This is a genomic window from Pannonibacter indicus (genome assembly GCF_001418225.1).
GTDB classification, from domain to species: Bacteria; Pseudomonadota; Alphaproteobacteria; order Rhizobiales; family Stappiaceae; genus Pannonibacter; species Pannonibacter indicus.
The window spans coordinates 190519-207662 of the sequence record NZ_LIPT01000002.1 but is presented as its reverse complement, the minus strand read 5'-3'; the positions used below and the strand labels follow the sequence as shown (position 1 = coordinate 207662).

At 62.6% G+C, this 17144-nt stretch carries 15 protein-coding genes; 5 read left to right on the top strand and 10 right to left on the bottom strand.

What is annotated here, in order from left to right:
* Positions 1-9: 9 nt before the first annotated feature.
* From yjfF to ASC48_RS03870, 5 genes are all read right to left on the bottom strand, one after another.
* Positions 10-990: a galactofuranose ABC transporter, permease protein YjfF gene (gene yjfF, locus ASC48_RS03890; RefSeq protein ID WP_055454495.1), complete on the bottom strand. Its 981-nt coding sequence runs from the start codon at positions 988-990 to the stop codon at positions 10-12.
* Positions 987-2021 (bottom strand): ABC transporter permease, encoded by a 1035-nt coding sequence (locus tag ASC48_RS03885; RefSeq protein WP_055454494.1) that lies wholly within the window; start codon positions 2019-2021, stop codon positions 987-989. Before ASC48_RS03885 ends, yjfF begins: the two co-directional genes overlap by 4 nt.
* Complete coding sequence (ytfR, locus tag ASC48_RS03880; RefSeq protein WP_055454493.1) at positions 2018-3583, bottom strand: galactofuranose ABC transporter, ATP-binding protein YtfR; 1566 nt, start codon at positions 3581-3583, stop codon at positions 2018-2020. The genes ASC48_RS03885 and ytfR overlap by 4 nt, the downstream gene beginning before the upstream one ends.
* Before the next feature lie 93 nt (positions 3584-3676).
* Positions 3677-4639 carry a galactofuranose ABC transporter, galactofuranose-binding protein YtfQ gene (gene ytfQ / locus ASC48_RS03875; protein WP_055454492.1) on the bottom strand — a complete coding sequence of 321 codons (963 nt, stop codon included), beginning with the start codon at positions 4637-4639 and terminating at the stop codon, positions 3677-3679.
* A gap of 190 nt (positions 4640-4829) precedes the next feature.
* A complete protein-coding gene (locus tag ASC48_RS03870) occupies positions 4830-6515 on the bottom strand; it encodes a Na/Pi cotransporter family protein (RefSeq protein WP_055454491.1) in 1686 nt (561 codons plus the stop codon).
* A gap of 472 nt (positions 6516-6987) precedes the next feature.
* Here ASC48_RS03870 and ugpB point away from each other — a divergent pair, with 472 nt between their 5' ends.
* The 4 genes from ugpB (at position 6988) to ASC48_RS03850 (ending at position 11218) form a co-directional block, all read left to right on the top strand.
* Positions 6988-8319, top strand: coding sequence for a sn-glycerol-3-phosphate ABC transporter substrate-binding protein UgpB (ugpB, locus tag ASC48_RS03865; RefSeq protein ID WP_055454490.1), 1332 nt, complete (start codon positions 6988-6990; stop codon positions 8317-8319).
* Positions 8320-8388: 69 nt separating this feature from the next.
* The gene (gene ugpA, locus ASC48_RS03860) at positions 8389-9273 is read left to right on the top strand and encodes a sn-glycerol-3-phosphate ABC transporter permease UgpA (RefSeq protein WP_050473392.1); all 885 of its coding nucleotides are present in this window, start codon (positions 8389-8391) and stop codon (positions 9271-9273) included.
* 11 nt (positions 9274-9284) lie between these two features.
* A complete protein-coding gene (gene ugpE / locus ASC48_RS03855; RefSeq protein ID WP_055454489.1) occupies positions 9285-10133 on the top strand; it encodes a sn-glycerol-3-phosphate ABC transporter permease UgpE in 849 nt (282 codons plus the stop codon).
* Positions 10133-11218 (top strand): sn-glycerol-3-phosphate import ATP-binding protein UgpC, encoded by a 1086-nt coding sequence (locus ASC48_RS03850; RefSeq protein ID WP_055454488.1) that lies wholly within the window; start codon positions 10133-10135, stop codon positions 11216-11218. Before ugpE ends, ASC48_RS03850 begins: the two co-directional genes overlap by 1 nt.
* A 60-nt stretch (positions 11219-11278) precedes the next feature.
* On the opposite strand, the gene ASC48_RS03845 is transcribed toward ASC48_RS03850, so the two are convergent.
* Positions 11279-11776 carry a GH25 family lysozyme gene (locus ASC48_RS03845; protein WP_208975528.1) on the bottom strand — a complete coding sequence of 166 codons (498 nt, stop codon included), beginning with the start codon at positions 11774-11776 and terminating at the stop codon, positions 11279-11281.
* A gap of 289 nt (positions 11777-12065) precedes the next feature.
* Here ASC48_RS03845 and ASC48_RS03840 point away from each other — a divergent pair, with 289 nt between their 5' ends.
* Complete coding sequence (locus ASC48_RS03840; RefSeq protein WP_055454487.1) at positions 12066-12617, top strand: response regulator transcription factor; 552 nt, start codon at positions 12066-12068, stop codon at positions 12615-12617.
* A 91-nt stretch (positions 12618-12708) separates the two neighbouring features.
* Here ASC48_RS03840 and cydX read toward each other — a convergent pair whose 3' ends face one another.
* The 4 genes from cydX to ASC48_RS03820 form a co-directional block, all read right to left on the bottom strand.
* On the bottom strand, positions 12709-12822 hold the full coding sequence (gene cydX / locus ASC48_RS03835) for a cytochrome bd-I oxidase subunit CydX (RefSeq protein ID WP_055454486.1): 114 nt from the start codon (positions 12820-12822) through the stop codon (positions 12709-12711).
* A gap of 12 nt (positions 12823-12834) precedes the next feature.
* Positions 12835-13995 (bottom strand): cytochrome d ubiquinol oxidase subunit II, encoded by a 1161-nt coding sequence (cydB, locus tag ASC48_RS03830; protein WP_055454485.1) that lies wholly within the window; start codon positions 13993-13995, stop codon positions 12835-12837.
* A gap of 5 nt (positions 13996-14000) precedes the next feature.
* Positions 14001-15602 (bottom strand): cytochrome ubiquinol oxidase subunit I, encoded by a 1602-nt coding sequence (locus ASC48_RS03825; RefSeq protein WP_055454484.1) that lies wholly within the window; start codon positions 15600-15602, stop codon positions 14001-14003.
* Positions 15603-15775: 173 nt separating this feature from the next.
* Positions 15776-17089 carry an ATP-binding protein gene (locus ASC48_RS03820; protein WP_055454483.1) on the bottom strand — a complete coding sequence of 438 codons (1314 nt, stop codon included), beginning with the start codon at positions 17087-17089 and terminating at the stop codon, positions 15776-15778.
* Between the last annotated feature and the right edge of the window lie 55 nt (positions 17090-17144).

Genomic DNA, 17144 nt, shown 5'->3' with positions numbered 1-17144 from the left:
GGGCCTCCTCTAGCTGGCTTGATGCATGCGCCTGTCCACCCCGCCGGTAAACCAAACCAGGCCCTTCTGCAACAAAATGAAGGCAAAGAGCAGCAATCCGATCACGATCTTGGTCCACCAGCTCGAAAGTGAGCCATCGAAGATGATATAGGTCTGGATCAGGCCCATGATCAGGACCCCGGCAAAAGTTCCCGCCACATAGCCGCTGCCGCCTGTGAGCAGGGTTCCGCCGATGACGACGGCAGCAATCGCGTCCAGCTCCACCCCCACCGCCGCCAGCGAGTAGCCGGCAGACGTGTAGAGTGAAAAGACGATGCCCGCGAGGCCCGACAGGAAGCCGGAAAGGGCATAGACCTGCACCGTGGTGCGGCCCACCGGCACGCCCATCAGCCGGGCCGTCTGCACTCCGCCGCCAAGGGCATAGACATTGGTGCCGAAGCGCGTGCGGTGGGCCAGGAAGATGCCGGCCGCAACGGTCAGCAGCATGACGCCGCCAATCAGCGTCAGGCGGCCCTTGCCGGGCAGGCGGATGAACATGTTCTGCAGCGTGCCGTAGAACTCATGCATGACAGGGATGGACTCCGTCGACAGCACGAAGGCAAGCCCCCGCGCCAGAAACATGCCGGCCAGCGTGACGATGAAGGCCGGCATGGCGAGGGCGTGGATGATGCCGCCCATCGCCGCACCGAAGGCAGAGGTCAGCACCAGCACCAATGCAAAAGCCGCCAGCGGGTGAATGGATGTATCACGCAGCAGTACCGCGAGCAGCACGCCGGTGAAGGCGATGACCGAACCTGCCGACAGGTCAATGCCGCCCGAGAGGATGACAAAGGTCATGCCGACGGCGGCGATGCCGAGAAAGGCGTTGTCCGTCAGAAGGTTGCCCGCAACGCGGGTGGACAGCATGGCCGGATACTGGGTGTAGCAGATGGCATAGGCCAGCACGAAGACGGCGAGCGTGATGAGAAGTGGAAGCTGGCGGGATGTCATGGCTTGGACAGCTCCCTCTTGGCTGGTCTTTCCGGCAGGCGCCGCAGCACGGTGAAAAGGCTCTGGATGGCAGGCGACTGGATCAGCAGGATCACGATGATGATGCTGGCCTTGATCACCAGATTGAATTCCGGCGGAAAGCCGGAGATCAGAATGCCGGTGTTGATCGACTGGATGATGAGTGCGCCAAGGGCGGTGCCGAACAGGGTGAAGCGCCCGCCGAGCAGCGAGGTGCCGCCGATGACGACGGCCAGAATGGCGTCCAGTTCCAGCCACAGCCCGGCATTGTTGGCATCGGCGCCGCGGATGTCGGCGGCGGCAATGATGCCGGCCACGGCTGCGGCAAAGCCGGAGATCATGTAGACGGCAACGATCAGCACCCCGGCATTGACACCGGCGAGGCTGCTGGCACGGCGGTTGATGCCGACGGCCTCGATGAGCAGGCCAAGAGCGGTGCGGCGCACCAGAAGAGCTGCAATGAGGGCGGCGGCCAGCCACAGCACCACCGGCATGGGCAGGCCGAAGAGCGAGCCGCTGCCGGCGAAGATCAGCCCCTCATGGGTGAAGGTCAGGATGGTGCCTTCGGTGATGAGCTGGGCAATGCCGCGCCCGGCGACCATAAGGATGAGGGTGGCAATGATCGGCTGGATGTTCAGCAGTGCAACGAGAATGCCGTTCCACAGCCCGCAGGCCAGACCAATCCCAAGGGCAACGGTGATGGCCGCCACGGCGCTGCCGCTGCTGGCCACCGTTGCTGCCGCCGCCGCGCCGCAAATCGCCATGACAGCACCCACCGACAGGTCGATGCCGCGCGTGGCGATGACCAGCGTCATGCCGATAGCGAGCAGGGCCACCGGAGCGCCGCGGTTGAGAATGTCGATCAGGCTGCCGTAGAGCCGTCCATTGGCAATGCCGATGTCGAGAAAGCCGGGAAACAGCAGGGTGTTCAGCGTCAGCACCACGGCGAGGGTGATCAGCTGCGGGGCAAAGCGCCGGAAAAAGCCGCCTGCGGCCTCGAGGAAGGGCTTCATTCGGCTGCTCCTCTGGCCTCGGCCTGAGCGGGCACATGTCCATGTCCGGCCTCTGCGATGGCCTGCATCACCTTGTGCGGGGTCACGTCCTCTCCTGTCAGTTCGGCCACATGCGCCCGGTCGCGCACCACGATCACCCGGTGGCTGTAGACCACCAGCTCCTCCAGCTCGGAGGAGATCACCAGCAGCGACATGCCCTTGGCGCAAAGATCCCCGATCAGGCGGATGATTTCCGCATGGGCGCCCACGTCGATGCCGCGTGTCGGCTCGTCGAGGATGAGAAACTTCGGATTGAGTGCCAGCCAGCGGGCGAGAAGCACCTTCTGCTGGTTGCCGCCGGAAAGCTGGCCGATGGGCTTTTCCCGGCTTGTGGTGCGGATATCGAGGGCCTTGATGTAATTGTCGGCGAGTGCCACCTGCTCCTTGCGCGGCACGGGCCGCATCCAGCCGCGCCGCGCCTGCAGCGCAAGGGCGATGTTCTCGCGGATCGAAAGCTCGGCGATGATGCCGTCATGCTTGCGGTCTTCCGGGCAGAAGGCAAAGCCTTCGGCAATGGCCTGACGCGGCGAGCCGAGTTTCAGCACCCGCCCATCCATTCGTGCCTCGCCGGTATCGGCGGGGGCGGCGCCGAACAGAACTTCAGCGGTTTCCGTGCGGCCGGAGCCGAGCAGGCCGGCCATGCCCACGGCCTCGCCCGCATGGACCGCCAGGTCAAAGGGGGCGACATGGCCCTTGCGGCCGAACTGGCGGAACTGCAGCGCAGCTTCACCTTCCGGTGCCGTGTGCACAGCCCGTTCCCGCGTTTCGGCCTCCAGATCGCGGCCGAGCATCAGGGCCACTAGATCAAGGCGCGGCAGCCCCTGGGCGGCGCGGGTGGCAACCTTACGGCCATTGCGCAGGATCGTCACCGTGTCACAGATTTCGTAGACCTGATCGAGGAAGTGGGAAATGAAGACGATGCCGAGGCCACGCGCCTTGAGGCCGCGCACCACGTTGAACAGCATCGCCACTTCCTGGGTATCAAGGCTGGCGGTGGGCTCGTCCAGGATCAGCACCTTGCCGGAGAGATCCGCTGCACGGGCGATGGCGATGATCTGCTGCACGGCGACCGGATAGGCCGACAGGCTGCGCCGCACGTCGATGTCAAGGCCGTAGCCGGCCAGCAGCACCTTGGCGCGTGCTTCCATCGCACGGGAGTGGACCATGCCGAAGCGCATGGGCTGGCGGCCGAGAAAGAGGTTTTCGGCCACCGTCAGGTTACCGAGGAGATTGACCTCCTGATAGACGGTGCCGATGCCCATGGTCTGGGCGTCCAGCGTGTCGCGCGGGTCGATCCTGCGGCCTTCCAGCAGGATGTCGCCCCGGTCGCGCCGGTAGGCGCCGGTCAGGCATTTCACCAGCGTGGATTTGCCCGCGCCATTCTCGCCGAGCAGGGCATGCACCTCGCCCGCCTGCAGGGTGAAATCCACGTTGTCGAGGGCGAGCGCGCCGGGAAAGGATTTGGTGATGCCGGTGGCCTGCAGCAGATGCTGCGGCCCGGCGTGGGTAGATCTGTCTGTCACGGCGCTGCTCCGCAGGCATTGGCCGCCGCAAGGGCGGTCAGAAGCTGGGGGACCGGCAGGAGGGTGTCTGCCGGTCCCCCAATCAGGACCGGCTCAGTAGCCGAGATCCTTCTTCTCTTCGTAGACCTTCTGCGGGTCGTCAGCCTTGGTGTAGAGCTTCGATTCCGTCTGGATGAACTTTGCAGGCAAAGTGCCGTCCTTGCGGAAGGCTTCCAGCGCGTCGAAGGCGGGGCCTGCCATGTTCGGCGTCAGTTCCACCGTGGCATTGGCTTCACCGGCGGCCATGGCGAGGAAAATGTCCGGCACGGCGTCGATGGAGACGACGAGAATGTCGGTGCCCGGCTTCAGGCCCGCTTCCTTGATGGCCTGAATGGCGCCGACCGCCATGTCATCATTGTGGGCATAAAGCGCACAGATGTTCTTGCCGCCGTTTTCCGCCTTGAGGAAGCTTTCCATGACTTCCTTGCCCTTGGTGCGGGTGAAGTCGCCGGTCTGGCTGCGGATGATCTTCAGGTTGTCATGCCCGGCCAGCGCCTGCTCGAAGCCCTTCTTGCGGTCGATGGCGGGGGACGAACCGGTCGTGCCCTGCAGCTCCACCACGTTGCAGGCCTTGCCGTTCACTTCCTTGACCAGCCATTCGCCAGCGACGGAGCCTTCATGCACCAGATCGGACCCCACGGCCGTCAGGTACAGGTCCTTGTCGCTGTCGACCATGCGGTCGAGCAGGATCACCGGAATTTCCGCTTCCTTGGCTTCCTTCAGCACCGCGTCCCAGCCGGTGGCGACGACGGGTGCCAGCAGAATGGCGTCCACGCCCTGTGCGATGAAGGAGCGCAGCGCCTTGATCTGGTTTTCCTGCTTCTGCTGGGCGTCGGCGAATTTCAGGTCGATGCCGCGCTGTTCCGCCTGCTGGCGGGTCAGGGTGGTCTCGGCGGCGCGCCAGCCGGATTCAGATCCGATCTGCGAAAAGCCAACCGTCAGCGCCATCGCCGAGGTTGAGGCAAGCGCGACCGTTGCGAGCATCGTCATGCCCGCCAGAGCTGTCTTCAATTTCATTGGTTCCTCCCAGAACACGAATGGCCGTGGCCAGAAGTAAAAAATCATACTATATTATTATTGTAAAGATGGCGCTTGAGTTCTGGTGCAACATTGCGTTGTGCATGTGCGAAAGCGCGCAACGCCGGGTGTCCGGATGGTGCGAATAAAGATTTGAAATGTATGAGAAATCTGCGGTGTCTGTATTGTCTTAGGCCGTCTGCTCCTGCATCTGGCTGCTGCGCCCGGCAAGGCGGCTTTCGAGGATCAGGCCCTGTTCGGCGAGAATGGGATGGGCGACGGTGACCAGCAGGGAGTTGATCTCCTTGAAGGCCCGCACCAGCTCCAGATGCATGTTCGAGGTCGCCATGCTGGCCGGATTGCCGGTCTGCAGCCGCTTCAGGTGGCGGTTCTGGCTGTCCCGCTCCAGCTTGCGCAGGACTTCCTTCTCGCGCATCAGCTGCTCGGCTGAATCGATGTCGGCGGATATCAGCACATTCATCGCCATCTGCATGTTGGCCAGAACCCGTTCATGCAGGCGGGTGATCTCGGCCCAGCCTTCGTCTGAGAAGCGCAGGCCCAGCCGGTTGCGCTCCTCGGCCAGCGGCAGCAGCATCTTGGCGATGATGTCGCCGATATGCTCCAGGTTGATGGCAAAGTCGGTCAGCTCGATGCTGCGCCGGGCATCTTCCTGCTTCAGCTCGCCCCGGTTCACCTCGGCAATGAACAGCTTGATCTCGGTGTGCCGCCGGTTGACCTCCTCATCAAGAGCGCGCAGCGCGGCAATCTGGCCGTCCTGCGCCCCGGCCAGAAGGTCGATGACTGGCCGGTACATCTGTTCCACCGTTTCGCCCATCAGCAGCAGCTCGCGCTTGGCCGAAGCCAGGGCAAGGCTGGGGATCCTGACGGTCGAGCGGTCCAGCGCGGAGCGCGGGCGCGTCTGCACCGGGGCCGCCACCACCGGCGGACGGGGCAGAATCAGCGCCGTCAGAGCCTGCATCGGCCCGGTAAAGGGCAGCGCCAGCACCAGCAGACCGGCATTGAACAGCACATGGGCGTTGACGATGCGGCTTTCCGGAGCCGCGCCGAGCCAGTCCAGCGGAGGACTGGCAACCCACAGCGCCAGCAGAGCGGCACCGGCGCCGATGGCCCTGAAGACAAGATTGCCCATGGGGATGCGGCGCGCCTCGATGCTGAGCCCGCGCGTCAGCCACACGGCGATGAGCCCTGCGCCCAGATTGGCACCCAGAACCATCGGCAGGGCCGCATTGAACGGCAGCAGGCCTGCGCCGGCAAGACTGGCGAGCAGCAGCACCATGGCAACAGAGGAATGCATGGCCCAGGTCAGCAATGCGGCAAGGGCGAAGGCGGTGAGCGGGTCGCCCTGCAGATAGGTGATCACCGCCGGCAATGCCTCGCTGTGGCGCAGGGGCGCGGTCGCCTCACCGATCATCTTCAGCGACAGCAGCACGAAGCCGATGCCCAGAATGATGCGGCCCAGCTGGCGCACCTGCCGGGCTTCAAATTTGAGGAACAGCACGCAGCCTGTCAGCAGCAGGAGGGGTATCAGTTCGGAGAGATCGAAGGCCAGAATGCGCACCACCAGCGCAGACCCAAGATCCGCCCCCAGAAGCGCAGCGAGCCCCATGGAGGCACCCAGCAACCCACTGGCGGCAAAACCGGCGGCCAGAACGCCCACGGCCGTGGAGCTTTGCAGCAGAATGGCCAGAACCATGCCGGCAAATGCCATGCCGAAGCGTCCGCCCTTTGCCTGCCTCAGCGCGTCCCTCAGCGCCGGGCCATGCGCCCGCTCCATGCCGGTGCGCACCATCCGGACGGCCCAGAGCAGAAGCATGACGGCCGCAGCCAGATGCAGGATGACGAGAAAGGGATGCATGGCGGCTCCAGGAATAGCCCGTCAAACGGGAAGGCTGATTGTATACGCTCTGTACAACCTGTTGTTCCTTCATACGCCTGAATGATGCAAATGATAAGGCGGAGAAGGAAAAATGCCGCTGAAACGCGCCATTTTGGCAGTAAAGAGAAAATAAGCTGGCAAAATTAATGAAGCCTGGCAAGGGGGGGTGTGGTGCGGCGCTGCCGTGGTGATTTGGCGCGCAGGCTTGCATGTCGTTATGCCCCTTCCGGAGGCGGCGGCACGGATATGGCCGTTGTCCTGTTCAAGGAACTGTCGTACAACGTTCATATGAACGACATATGCCGTTCATATGAACACAATAAGAAGCGCAGGGACAAACACGGACCGCTGCAGGAAAGCACGTCTTTCAGGTGCAGCTGATGTGTTCCAAGCGCTGTCAGGAGCCGGACCCGGAAAACGGGGCGGCCCTACGTTAGGGAGCAGAAAACCAATGGCTAAGCGTCATATCGCAGCCGGCCTCTTTGCCGCTGCCGCCCTCATGGGCACCACCTCTGCATCGTTCGCTGTCACGGAAATTGCCTGGTGGCATGCCATGGGCGGTGAGCTGGGCCAGAAGCTCGAAGAGATCGCCACCAAGTACAATGCCTCGCAGAGCGAGTACAAGGTTGTCCCGACCTACAAGGGCAGCTACGCCGAGACCATGACGGCCGCTATCGCCGCCTTCCGCGCCGGCCAGCAGCCGCATATCGTTCAGGTGTTCGAAGTCGGCACCGGCACCATGATGGCAGCCAAGGGCGCCGTTTATCCGGTCTACCAGCTGATGGCTGACGCTGGCGAAGCCTTTGATCCGAAGGCCTTCCTGCCGGCCGTCGTCGGCTACTACACCGACACGGACGGCAACATGCTGTCCATGCCGTTCAACTCCTCCACCCCGGTGCTCTATTACAACAAGGACGTCTTCGAGAAGGCTGGCCTTGATCCGGAAACCCCGCCGAAGACCTGGGAAGAGGTCGAGAGCTTCTCCAAGAAGATCATGGAATCCGGCGCTGCCAAGTGCGGCTTCACCACTGCCTGGGTTTCCTGGGCGCAGACCGAAAACTTCTCTGCCTGGCACAACCTGCCGATAGGCACTCTGGAAAACGGCTTCGGTGGCCTCGGCGCCGAGCTGACGTTGAACGGCGAGATCCAGGCCCGTCACTGGGGCAACCTGAAGAAGTGGCAGGACGAGGGCATCTTCCAGTACGGCGGTCCGGCCGGCGGCAACGACGCCCCCCCGAAGTTCTACTCGCAGGAATGCGCCATCTACATGAACTCCTCGGCTGCCCGCGCTGCCGTGAACGCAAACGCCAAGGACTTCAAGGTCGGCGTTGGCATGCTGCCCTATTACAGCGACGTTCCGGGCGCTCCGCAGAACACCATCATCGGTGGCGCCACCCTGTGGGTGCTGCAGGGCAAGCAGGCTGAGGAGTACAAGGGCGTAGCCTCCTTCTTCAGCTACCTGTCCTCCGCTGAAGTTCAGGCTGAATGGCACCAGGCCACCGGTTACCTGCCGATCACCCAGGCCGCCTATGACCTGTCCACGGAACAGGGCTACTACGAGAAGAACCCGGGCGCTGACGTCTCCATCAAGCAGATGACGCTGAATGCCCCGACTGCCAACTCCAAGGGCCTGCGCTTCGGCAACTACGTCCAGATCCGTGCGATCATCGACGAAGAGTTCGAGCAGATGCTCAGCGGTTCCAAGACCTCGCAGCAGGCTCTCGATGACCTCGTCAAGCGCGGTAATGCGCTGATCCGCGAGTTCGAAGCGGCCAACAAGTAAGCCTCAAACGGCAGGCAAGCCCGCGCATACCGCGCGGGCTTGCTTCTTTTTGCGTTCAGGGTGGGACCCATGCAGACAAAACGCGCCATCTTTCCCAACAGGCTGCTGCCTTATCTCTTGCTGGCGCCGCAGCTTGCGATCACGGGCGTCTTTTTCCTCTGGCCGGCCAGCCAGGCGATCTGGCAGTCGTTCCTCAGAGAGGATGCCTTCGGCTTCAAGACCACCTTCGTCGGGGTGGACAATTACATCCGCCTGCTGGCAGATCCCACCTATCTGAATTCGCTCTATGTCTCGGCGATCTTTGCCGTTTCGACGGCGCTGCTGTCGCTGGGGCTGGCGCTCGTTCTGGCCGTGGCGGTCAACAGCCTGATCCGCTCGCGCAATGTCTATTCCACCCTGCTGGTCTGGCCCTATGCGGTGGCCCCTGCGGTGGCGGGCATCCTGTGGTGGTTCATGTTCAACCCGTCCATCGGCATCTTCCCCTATCTGCTGCATGGGCTCGGCTACAACTGGAACCACAGCACCAGCAAGGTGGACGGGATGATCCTCGTGATCCTCGCCGCAAGCTGGAAGCAGATCTCCTACAACTTCATTTTCTTCCTGGCGGGGCTTCAGTCCATTCCCCAGTCGCTGCTGGAAGCAGGAGCCATTGACGGCGCCCGTCCGGTGAAGCGCTTCTTCACCATCGTGCTGCCGCTGCTCTCGCCCACCACCTTCTTCCTGATGGTCGTCAACTTCGTCTATGCGATGTTCGACACCTTCCCGGTGATTGATGCGACCACCAAGGGCGGCCCGGCGCAGGCCACCAACATTCTCGTCTACAAGGTCTATTCCGACGGCTTCGTCGGCCTCAACCTTGGCTCCTCGGCGGCTCAGTCCGTCATTCTGATGGCGATCGTCATCGTGCTCACCATCATCCAGTTCCGCTTCATCGAGCGGCGCGTGGCTTACTGAGAGAGGCGCAAATGGTTGAGAACAAACCCTGGCTGACCGCCCTCACGCATCTCGTGCTGCTGGCTGGCCTCTTCATCGTGGCCTTCCCGGTCTATGTTGCGGTGATAGCCTCCACCCATGGCCCGAGTGACTTCATGTCCGGCGTAATTCCGATGCTGCCGGGCAGCGAGGCGATTGCCAACTTCAGCACCATGATCACGAGGGGCAACAGCTCGGCCGGCGCGCCGCCGCTCGGGCCGATGATGTTCAACTCGCTGATCATGGCTCTGGCGATCGCCATCGGGAAGATCACCATCTCGATCATCTCGGCCTTCGCCATCGTCTATTTCCGCTTTCCCTTCCGCCAGCTGGCCTTCTGGCTGATCTTCATCACCCTGATGCTGCCGGTGGAAGTGCGCATCCTGCCCACCTACAAGGTGGTGGCGGATCTGGGCATGCTGAACAGCTACTCCGGCCTTGCCATCCCGCTGATTGCTTCGGCAACCGCGACGTTTCTCTTCCGCCAGTTCTTCCTGACGGTGCCCGAGGAACTGATGGAAGCCGCGCGTGTGGACGGGGCAGGCCCGATGAAGTTCTTCCGCGACATCCTGCTGCCTCTCAGCCGGACGAATATCGCGGCGCTCTTCGTCATTCTCTTCATCTACGGCTGGAACCAGTATCTCTGGCCGCTGCTGGTGACCACCGATACGTCCTATTACACGATCGTCATGGGCATCAAGCGCATGGCCGACGTGGCTGATGCGCATCCGCAATGGCATCTGGTGATGACCACCGCCGTGCTGGCCATGCTGCCGCCGGTCATCGTCGTCATCGTCATGCAGAAACTCTTCGTCAAAGGTCTCGTGGAGACGGAAAAGTAATGGCTACCATCACTCTTGATAACGTCCGCAAGGTCTATGCCGGCGGCGTCGAAGCGGTCAAAGGCGTGTCCATGGATATTGCCGACGGCGAGTTCATCGTGCTGGTCGGCCCTTCCGGCTGCGGCAAGTCCACCCTGCTGCGCATGATCGCGGGGCTTGAGGAAATCTCCTCCGGCGACATCCGCATCGGCGACCGGGTGGTAAACCGGGTGGACCCGTCCGAGCGCGACATCGCCATGGTGTTCCAGAACTATGCGCTCTATCCGCATATGACGGTCTACAACAACCTAGCCTATGGCCTGCGCAACCGCGGTGTGCCGAAGGACGAGATCGACCGCCGCGTCAGGGAAGCCGCGCGTATCCTTGAGATCGGCGCCTATCTCGACCGCAAGCCCAAGGCGCTGTCCGGCGGCCAGCGCCAGCGCGTCGCCATGGGCCGTGCCATCGTGCGCGAGCCGGCGGCCTTCCTCTTCGACGAGCCGCTGTCGAACCTCGATGCCAAGCTTCGCGTGCAGATGCGCGTGGAAATCAAGCGCCTGCAGAAGTCGCTGGCCACCACCTCCGTCTATGTGACGCATGACCAGCTCGAAGCCATGACCCTGGCGGACCGGCTGGTGGTGCTCAGCGGCGGCCAGATCGAGCAGATCGGCGATCCGATCTCCGTCTATGAACGCCCCGCGTCCACTTTCGTGGCCTCGTTCATCGGCTCTCCGGCCATGAACCTGATCACGACGGCTTCAGCCAACGGCCGCCTGTCGCTGCCGGGCGGTGCCGGTCTTGATGCGCCGGACATGGGCAAGGGCGCAGAGGTCATCCTCGGCGTGCGGCCGGAGCATCTGGCCCTCGCCAGCGAGCAGCCTGCGGAAGCGGGCGGCCTGACGCTGGACGTGGTGGCCGGTGTGCTGGAGCCGGTGGGGGCCGAAAGCTTCCTTTATGGCACCGTGGGCAGCGAAAGCGGGCCGCAGGTGGTCATCCGCGTGCCCGCCCATGCCCGCTACGAGCTTGGCCAGCGCGTCAGCTTCACCGCCAGCGCCGCCAAACTCCATGCCTTCGACAAGGCAACCGGCAAGCGCATCGAAGACTGAACGCGGCACGCCCGCTGATCTGAAGGCCCGGCCCCGCGCCGGGCCTTTGCATGTCCGGACTCAGAACCAGTGCGGCCTTGTCTGCGGTGCGGCGGGAGCCGTGCCCATGACATCGAGATCCACCGCACCGCTGATGCCGTTGACCGTGCCGCTCTGGCTGTACTGCCAGAAGGCGTAGCTGGCCCATTCCGGCGGCAGGGTGGGCGCCGGGGCCGTTGTGTAGTCAGCAACCCACAGCGGATATTCCGAAAAATCCGGATTGCCGAGACTGTTCCAGAAGCCGGGCGAGGCATGGATCAGCGGCTTCACGCGCAGATATATCTGCAGGACATGCAGGAGCTGCGGCAGGGCATAGCTGAACTCGGTATTTGTCACCCCATTGGTCTCTTCGCAGTCAATGGCGGGTGGCAGGTCCGTCTTGCTGTCATAGCCTGCTGCCTTCAGCTGCCGGATGAACAGCTCGGCCTGATCGAGAAAGCTCTCGCTGGGTTCAAAGAAGAGATAGGGCCTGCATTTCAGCCCGGCCGCCTTGGCGCCCTGCCAGTTGGTCTGGAACATGGGGCCGGCATGGGTTGTTCCTTGGTTGCCTTGATGAATGTGAAGCTGACACCGCCCGCCGCCACCTGTGCCCAGTTGACCGTGCCCGGATAATGCGAAACGCCGATGCCATTGACCGAACTGCTCATGCTTCATCTCCACTAGGAGTTGATGTCCACCAAGACGCGGCAGACGGCTTGCCGTGAGGCTGGTGCCCGGCGCGGCATGGCGTCGCGGGCACCCTGCAATCTGTCGCGCCGTCCCGCGTCCTGTGGCAGATCAGTTGTGCTGGGCTCAAGGGGAACTCAGGATGCGGACGCAGTCAAGGGATGTATCTCGGCGCCTGTTGATCGTCGAGGATGATCCGAAGCTCGGTGCAACGCTGTCAGCAAGCTTCACGCAGCGTGGTTACCAGGTGCAGGTGGCCAGGTCGGTGGAAGATGCATTGCTGCAGATGCAGCATCAGACACCTGACCGGGCGATCGTTGATTTGAAGCTGGCAGAAGGCAGCGGGCTGGATGTGATTACCGCGTTGGCCTGGCTCGATCCTGCGCCCCGGATTGTCGTTCTGACCGGCTTTGCTTCGATCGCCACAACGGTGGAGGCGATCAAGCTGGGGGCGACTCATTATCTGGCAAAACCTGCGACTGCGCGGGAGATCGAGGCAGCCTTCGAGCATGTGGCGGGGCGTGAGCCGGTGGAAATCAGCCCGCCGCGCGTATCTTCCTTGCGTACGCAGGAGTGGGAAACCATCCAGCGCATGCTTGCAGAAACGGATTTCAACATTTCGGAGGCTGCCCGGCGTCTTGGCATGCACCGGCGCACGCTGGCCAGAAAGCTTGCCAAACAGCCGGTTCGCTGACCCCTGAAAAGCAGCGGTGCCCGATGGTCTGGGCAATCCATCGGGCACCCTGTTGCGAAGGCCGGACTGGGAACGGCCCCCGGTTCACAGATCAACGTTTGGCGCGGGCCGTCAGGGCGCGGTCTGCGGCCATCTCAAGCCACATGGCATTGACAACGGCAAACAAGGCGGCGGGCAGTCCGAGAAGCCAGGCGAAGTACCACATCTTCCGTTCCTTTCAGTAGGCGTTGGGGTTACTGGAGATCTCGTCACTGCCGACCTTGCCCCACAGCACCTTGTAGACCCATGCGGTATAGGCAAGGACGATGGGCAGGAAGATCAGCGTGCAGATCAGCATGATGAACAGTGTCTGGTGCGAGGAGGAGGCATTCCAGACGGTGAGCGAGGCTCCCGGCTGCTTTGATGAGGGCAGGATGAAGGGGAACATGGTCAGGCCCACGGTGGAGATGACCCCGAAGATGCCGAGCTTTGAGGCAAGCAGCGAGAATCCTCCCAGCCCTTTGCGCAGGCCAAGTGTTGCAAGGCCGATACCGGCAAAGCCCATCAGCGGTGCTACGGCAATCCACGGGCGGATGGCGTAGGCATCCAGCCATGAACCGCCGCGCGCAATTTCCGCCAGAAGCGGGTTGGACGGACCCGACGGATCAATGCTCCCGGCGTAGCTGTAGGCGGGAATGCCAAAGGCAAGCCACACACCGGCCAGCGCGAAGGCGAGCATTGCCACCGGACCGCTGACCGAACCGATGGCCATGGCCCGCCGGGCCACGATGCCCTCGGCCTTGAAGGCCAGCCACGCAGCGCCATGAGTGACCAGCATGGCAGCGGAAACAACGCCTGCAAGCAGGGCAAAGGGGTTGAGCAGGCCAAGCAGCTTCAGGATGGCATGGCCTTCGTAGAGCGGCACGAGATGGCCGGTCAGTTCAAAGGGCACGCCCTGCAGGGCATTGCCAACTGCGACACCAAACACAAGTGCCGGAACGGCGCCGCCTGTGAACAGGGCCCAGTCCCAACGGCTGCGCCACGCGGCATCCGGCCGCTTGTTCCGGTATTTGAAGCCGACAGGCCGCAGGATCAGGGCCGAGAGCACCAGAAACATGGCAAGGTAGAAGCCGGAGAAGCTGACCGCATAAAGCGGCGGCCAGGCCGCAAAGATGGCCCCGCCGCCGAGAATGAGCCACACCTGATTGCCTTCCCACACCGGGCCAACCGTGTTGATGGCAATGCGCCGCTCCTCATCAGTGCGGCCAACAAAAGGCAGGAGCGCGCCCACGCCCAGATCAAACCCATCCGTCAGGGCAAATCCGATCAGCAGAACGCCGGGCAGAGCCCACCAGATGAGACGCAGAACATCATAGGAGAGCAGTTCATGAAGGATCATGGGAGTTACTCCGCAGGGAAAAGAGCCGGGTTGCTGGCGGTCAGCCGTGCCTCGTGGCTGGCCTGCCATTGCATGGTCACATCCACGTCCTGCACCGGTCCCTTGCGGATCGCAGCCAGCATCAGCTTCATCTCGATCACCAGCAGGACGGTGTAGAGCGCGACGAAACCGGCAAGCGTCAGGGCAAGGTCGAGCATGGAAAGGCGGCTGACAGAAAGGGCCGTGGGCAAAATGCCGTCGACAGTCCAAGGCTGCCTGCCGAATTCGGCAACGAACCAGCCTGCCTCAGCAGCAAGCCATGGCAGCGGCAGCAGGATGACAGCCGCGCGCAGGGCCCAGGCCGGATAACGTGCCTGGCGGAAATTGCCGTACCAGAACATCACCGTGATGAAGGCCAGCATCAGGAAGCCCGCGCCAACCATGAACCTGAAGGTCCAGAACATCGGCAGCACCGCCGGAACAGTATCCCAGGCTGCTTTGGCGATCTGCTCTTCCGTTGCCTGCCGTGGATCTTCCACATATCGCATCAGCAGCATGGCATAGCCGAGATTACGGCCATTGGCCTCGAAGGTTTCGCGCACGTCCGCCGGACTGGTATTGCGTTCGGCGCGGATCGTCTCCAGCGAGTCATAGGCCAGAAGCCCCGACCGGATGCGGCCTTCCGCTTCTGCCACCAGTTCCTTGATGCCGGTGATTTCTTCCGTCAGCGAGCGGGTGCCGATCAGGCCCATCACGTAGGGGATTTTGATGGCATAATGGGTTTCACGGGCCTCCTGATAGGGCAGGCCGATAAGGGTGAAGGCGGCAGGTGCAGGTTCCGTCTCCCACATGCCTTCCATGGTGGCGAGCTTCATGCGCTGGTTAAGCGTGCTTTCGTAGCCGCTTTCGTCGCCAAGCACGATGACGGAGAGAGCTGAGGCGAGGCCGAATGAGGCCGCAACGGCGATGGAGCGGCGGGCCATTTCCATGTGACGGCCATGCAGCATGTACCAGGCGGAAACGCCCATGACGAACATGGCTGCCGTGACATAGCCGGCCGAGACCGTATGCACGAACTTGGCCTGGGCTACCGGGTTGAACAATACGTCGAAGAAGCTCGAAAGCTCCATGCGCATGGTGTCCGGGTTGAACACGGCACCGACCGGGTTCTGCATCCAGCCATTGGCGATCAGGATCCACAAGGCCGAGAAATTGGACCCCAGCGCTACGCACCAGCCGACGATGGCATGGGCACGGGCCGACATCTTGTCCCAGCCGAAGAACCAGAGGCCGACGAAAGTCGCCTCAAGGAAGAAAGCCATCAGGCCTTCAATCGCCAGCGGTGCGCCGAAGATATCGCCGACATAGTGGCTGTAGTAACTCCAGTTCATACCTAACTGAAATTCCATTGTGATGCCGGTGGACACGCCCAGCACGAAGTTGATGCCGAACAGGGTTCCCCAGAATTTCGTCATCTGCCGCCACACCGGGCGGCCCGTCATGACGTAGACGGTCTCCATGATCGCCACGACGACCGACAGGCCGAGAGTGAGCGGCACGAAGAGAAAATGATACATGGCCGTCGCTGCGAACTGCAGCCGTGACAGGCTGACGATATCGAGCTCCATTGACTGGCTCCTCTTGCGTTTGACCCGGTGATTGCCGGGCGTGGAGCCAGTTCATGCCTTTTGACGTGTGGTGAATTGACATCCCGCAAGCAGGAAGAGGCGCCGCCCCGGTTTCTGCATGCCTTGGACACTCTGTCCAATCCGGTTTGGCTAGACGCTCCGGCCCCACATCTTCAGATTGCGCCTGTGTGGGTCAAAGTGGGAAGGGTGATGCAGGCGCGGGCACCGCCGCCGGGCAGATTGGAGAGGACGAGCTCTCCATTCAGCCGCCGCACCACGGACTGAACCAGCAGTAGACCAAGGCCATGGCCCTGTTTCAGGCGCGCTGCCTGTCCTCCGGAGTCTCGATTTGTTCGGCCTTCCAGAATAGGGGCAGGAAAGCCGGGTCTGTTGTCCTCGACGCAAAGGGTCAGGGCAGCGCCGGTATCGGCCAGTATGAGGGTCAGGGTTGTTGCGCCCGCTTCCCGCGCATTGTCGAAAAGGTTCTCCAATGCGCGCTCCAGCAGAATGTCTGCCAGCACGGCTCCGCCCGACTTCCGCTGGTCCTTGAGCATCAGCGTCACACCGGGATGTGTTGCGCACCAGGTCTCGACGATTGGCCCGGCAAAGGCGGCGGCATCCACTGGCCGGGAGTTTTCCAGACGGCTCTGCCCGGCGCTGCGCAGCATGTGCGATATGCTCTCCCGGCAGGTGGTCACGGCTTCCTGCATCAGCAGGGCCTGCTTGCGCAATTCCTCCTGCGGCGGAGGCCCAAGATCCACCCAGTCATCCAGAATGACGGCAAGGTTTGTCAATGGTGTGCCGAGGTCGTGGGCGGCCGTCCCTGCCATAAGTCCAAGGCGCAGAACCACAGTCTCTTCTTCCATCTGCCGCGTCATGCGCGTCATCTGCCGGTCGCGCCGGGCCAGATTGGATCGGATGCCGAGGATGAACATCACGGCCAGCGAGCCGCTGAGGAAGAAGCTCAGGAACATGCCCTGCAGATGCAGGTCAAAATGGCTGGGGCCTGCAGCGCCGTGCCCCATGTGATGCGTGCCGGGCATGTTCAGCGGCAGGCCGTTGCCCAAGAGCCAGAATTGTGCGGCCACCGTTGCCACGAAGATGGTGATCGCCTCCCAGGGCCTGAGCAGGATGGCCGCGACGATAGCCTGCAGCATGAAAAGTCCGGTAAAGGGATTTGTGGCACCTCCGGTCAGGAACAGCAGCGCGGTCAGCGCCGACACATCCAACAGCAGATCGCCCAGAATGGCGTTGGGCAGAAGCTTTCCGGGCCGCCAGGCGCGCCAGGCCGCGACAAGGTTCACCACCACGAGAAAGCCTAGCAGCAGCAGAATTTGCTGCATCGGCAGCGGCACCTTCAGGACGTAATGCGTGAAGATGACAGCAAGCATCTGCCCGCTGATCGCCAGCCAGCGCAGCCAGACAAGCAGCTTCAGGTTTCTCTGCTCTGCCCGCCGCTCGATATGAAGGGCCTGCTGACTGTTCATGGGATCTGCCGGTTCCTGTCTGGTGAATGCCAGGTACAGCCGGTCTGGAAACCGG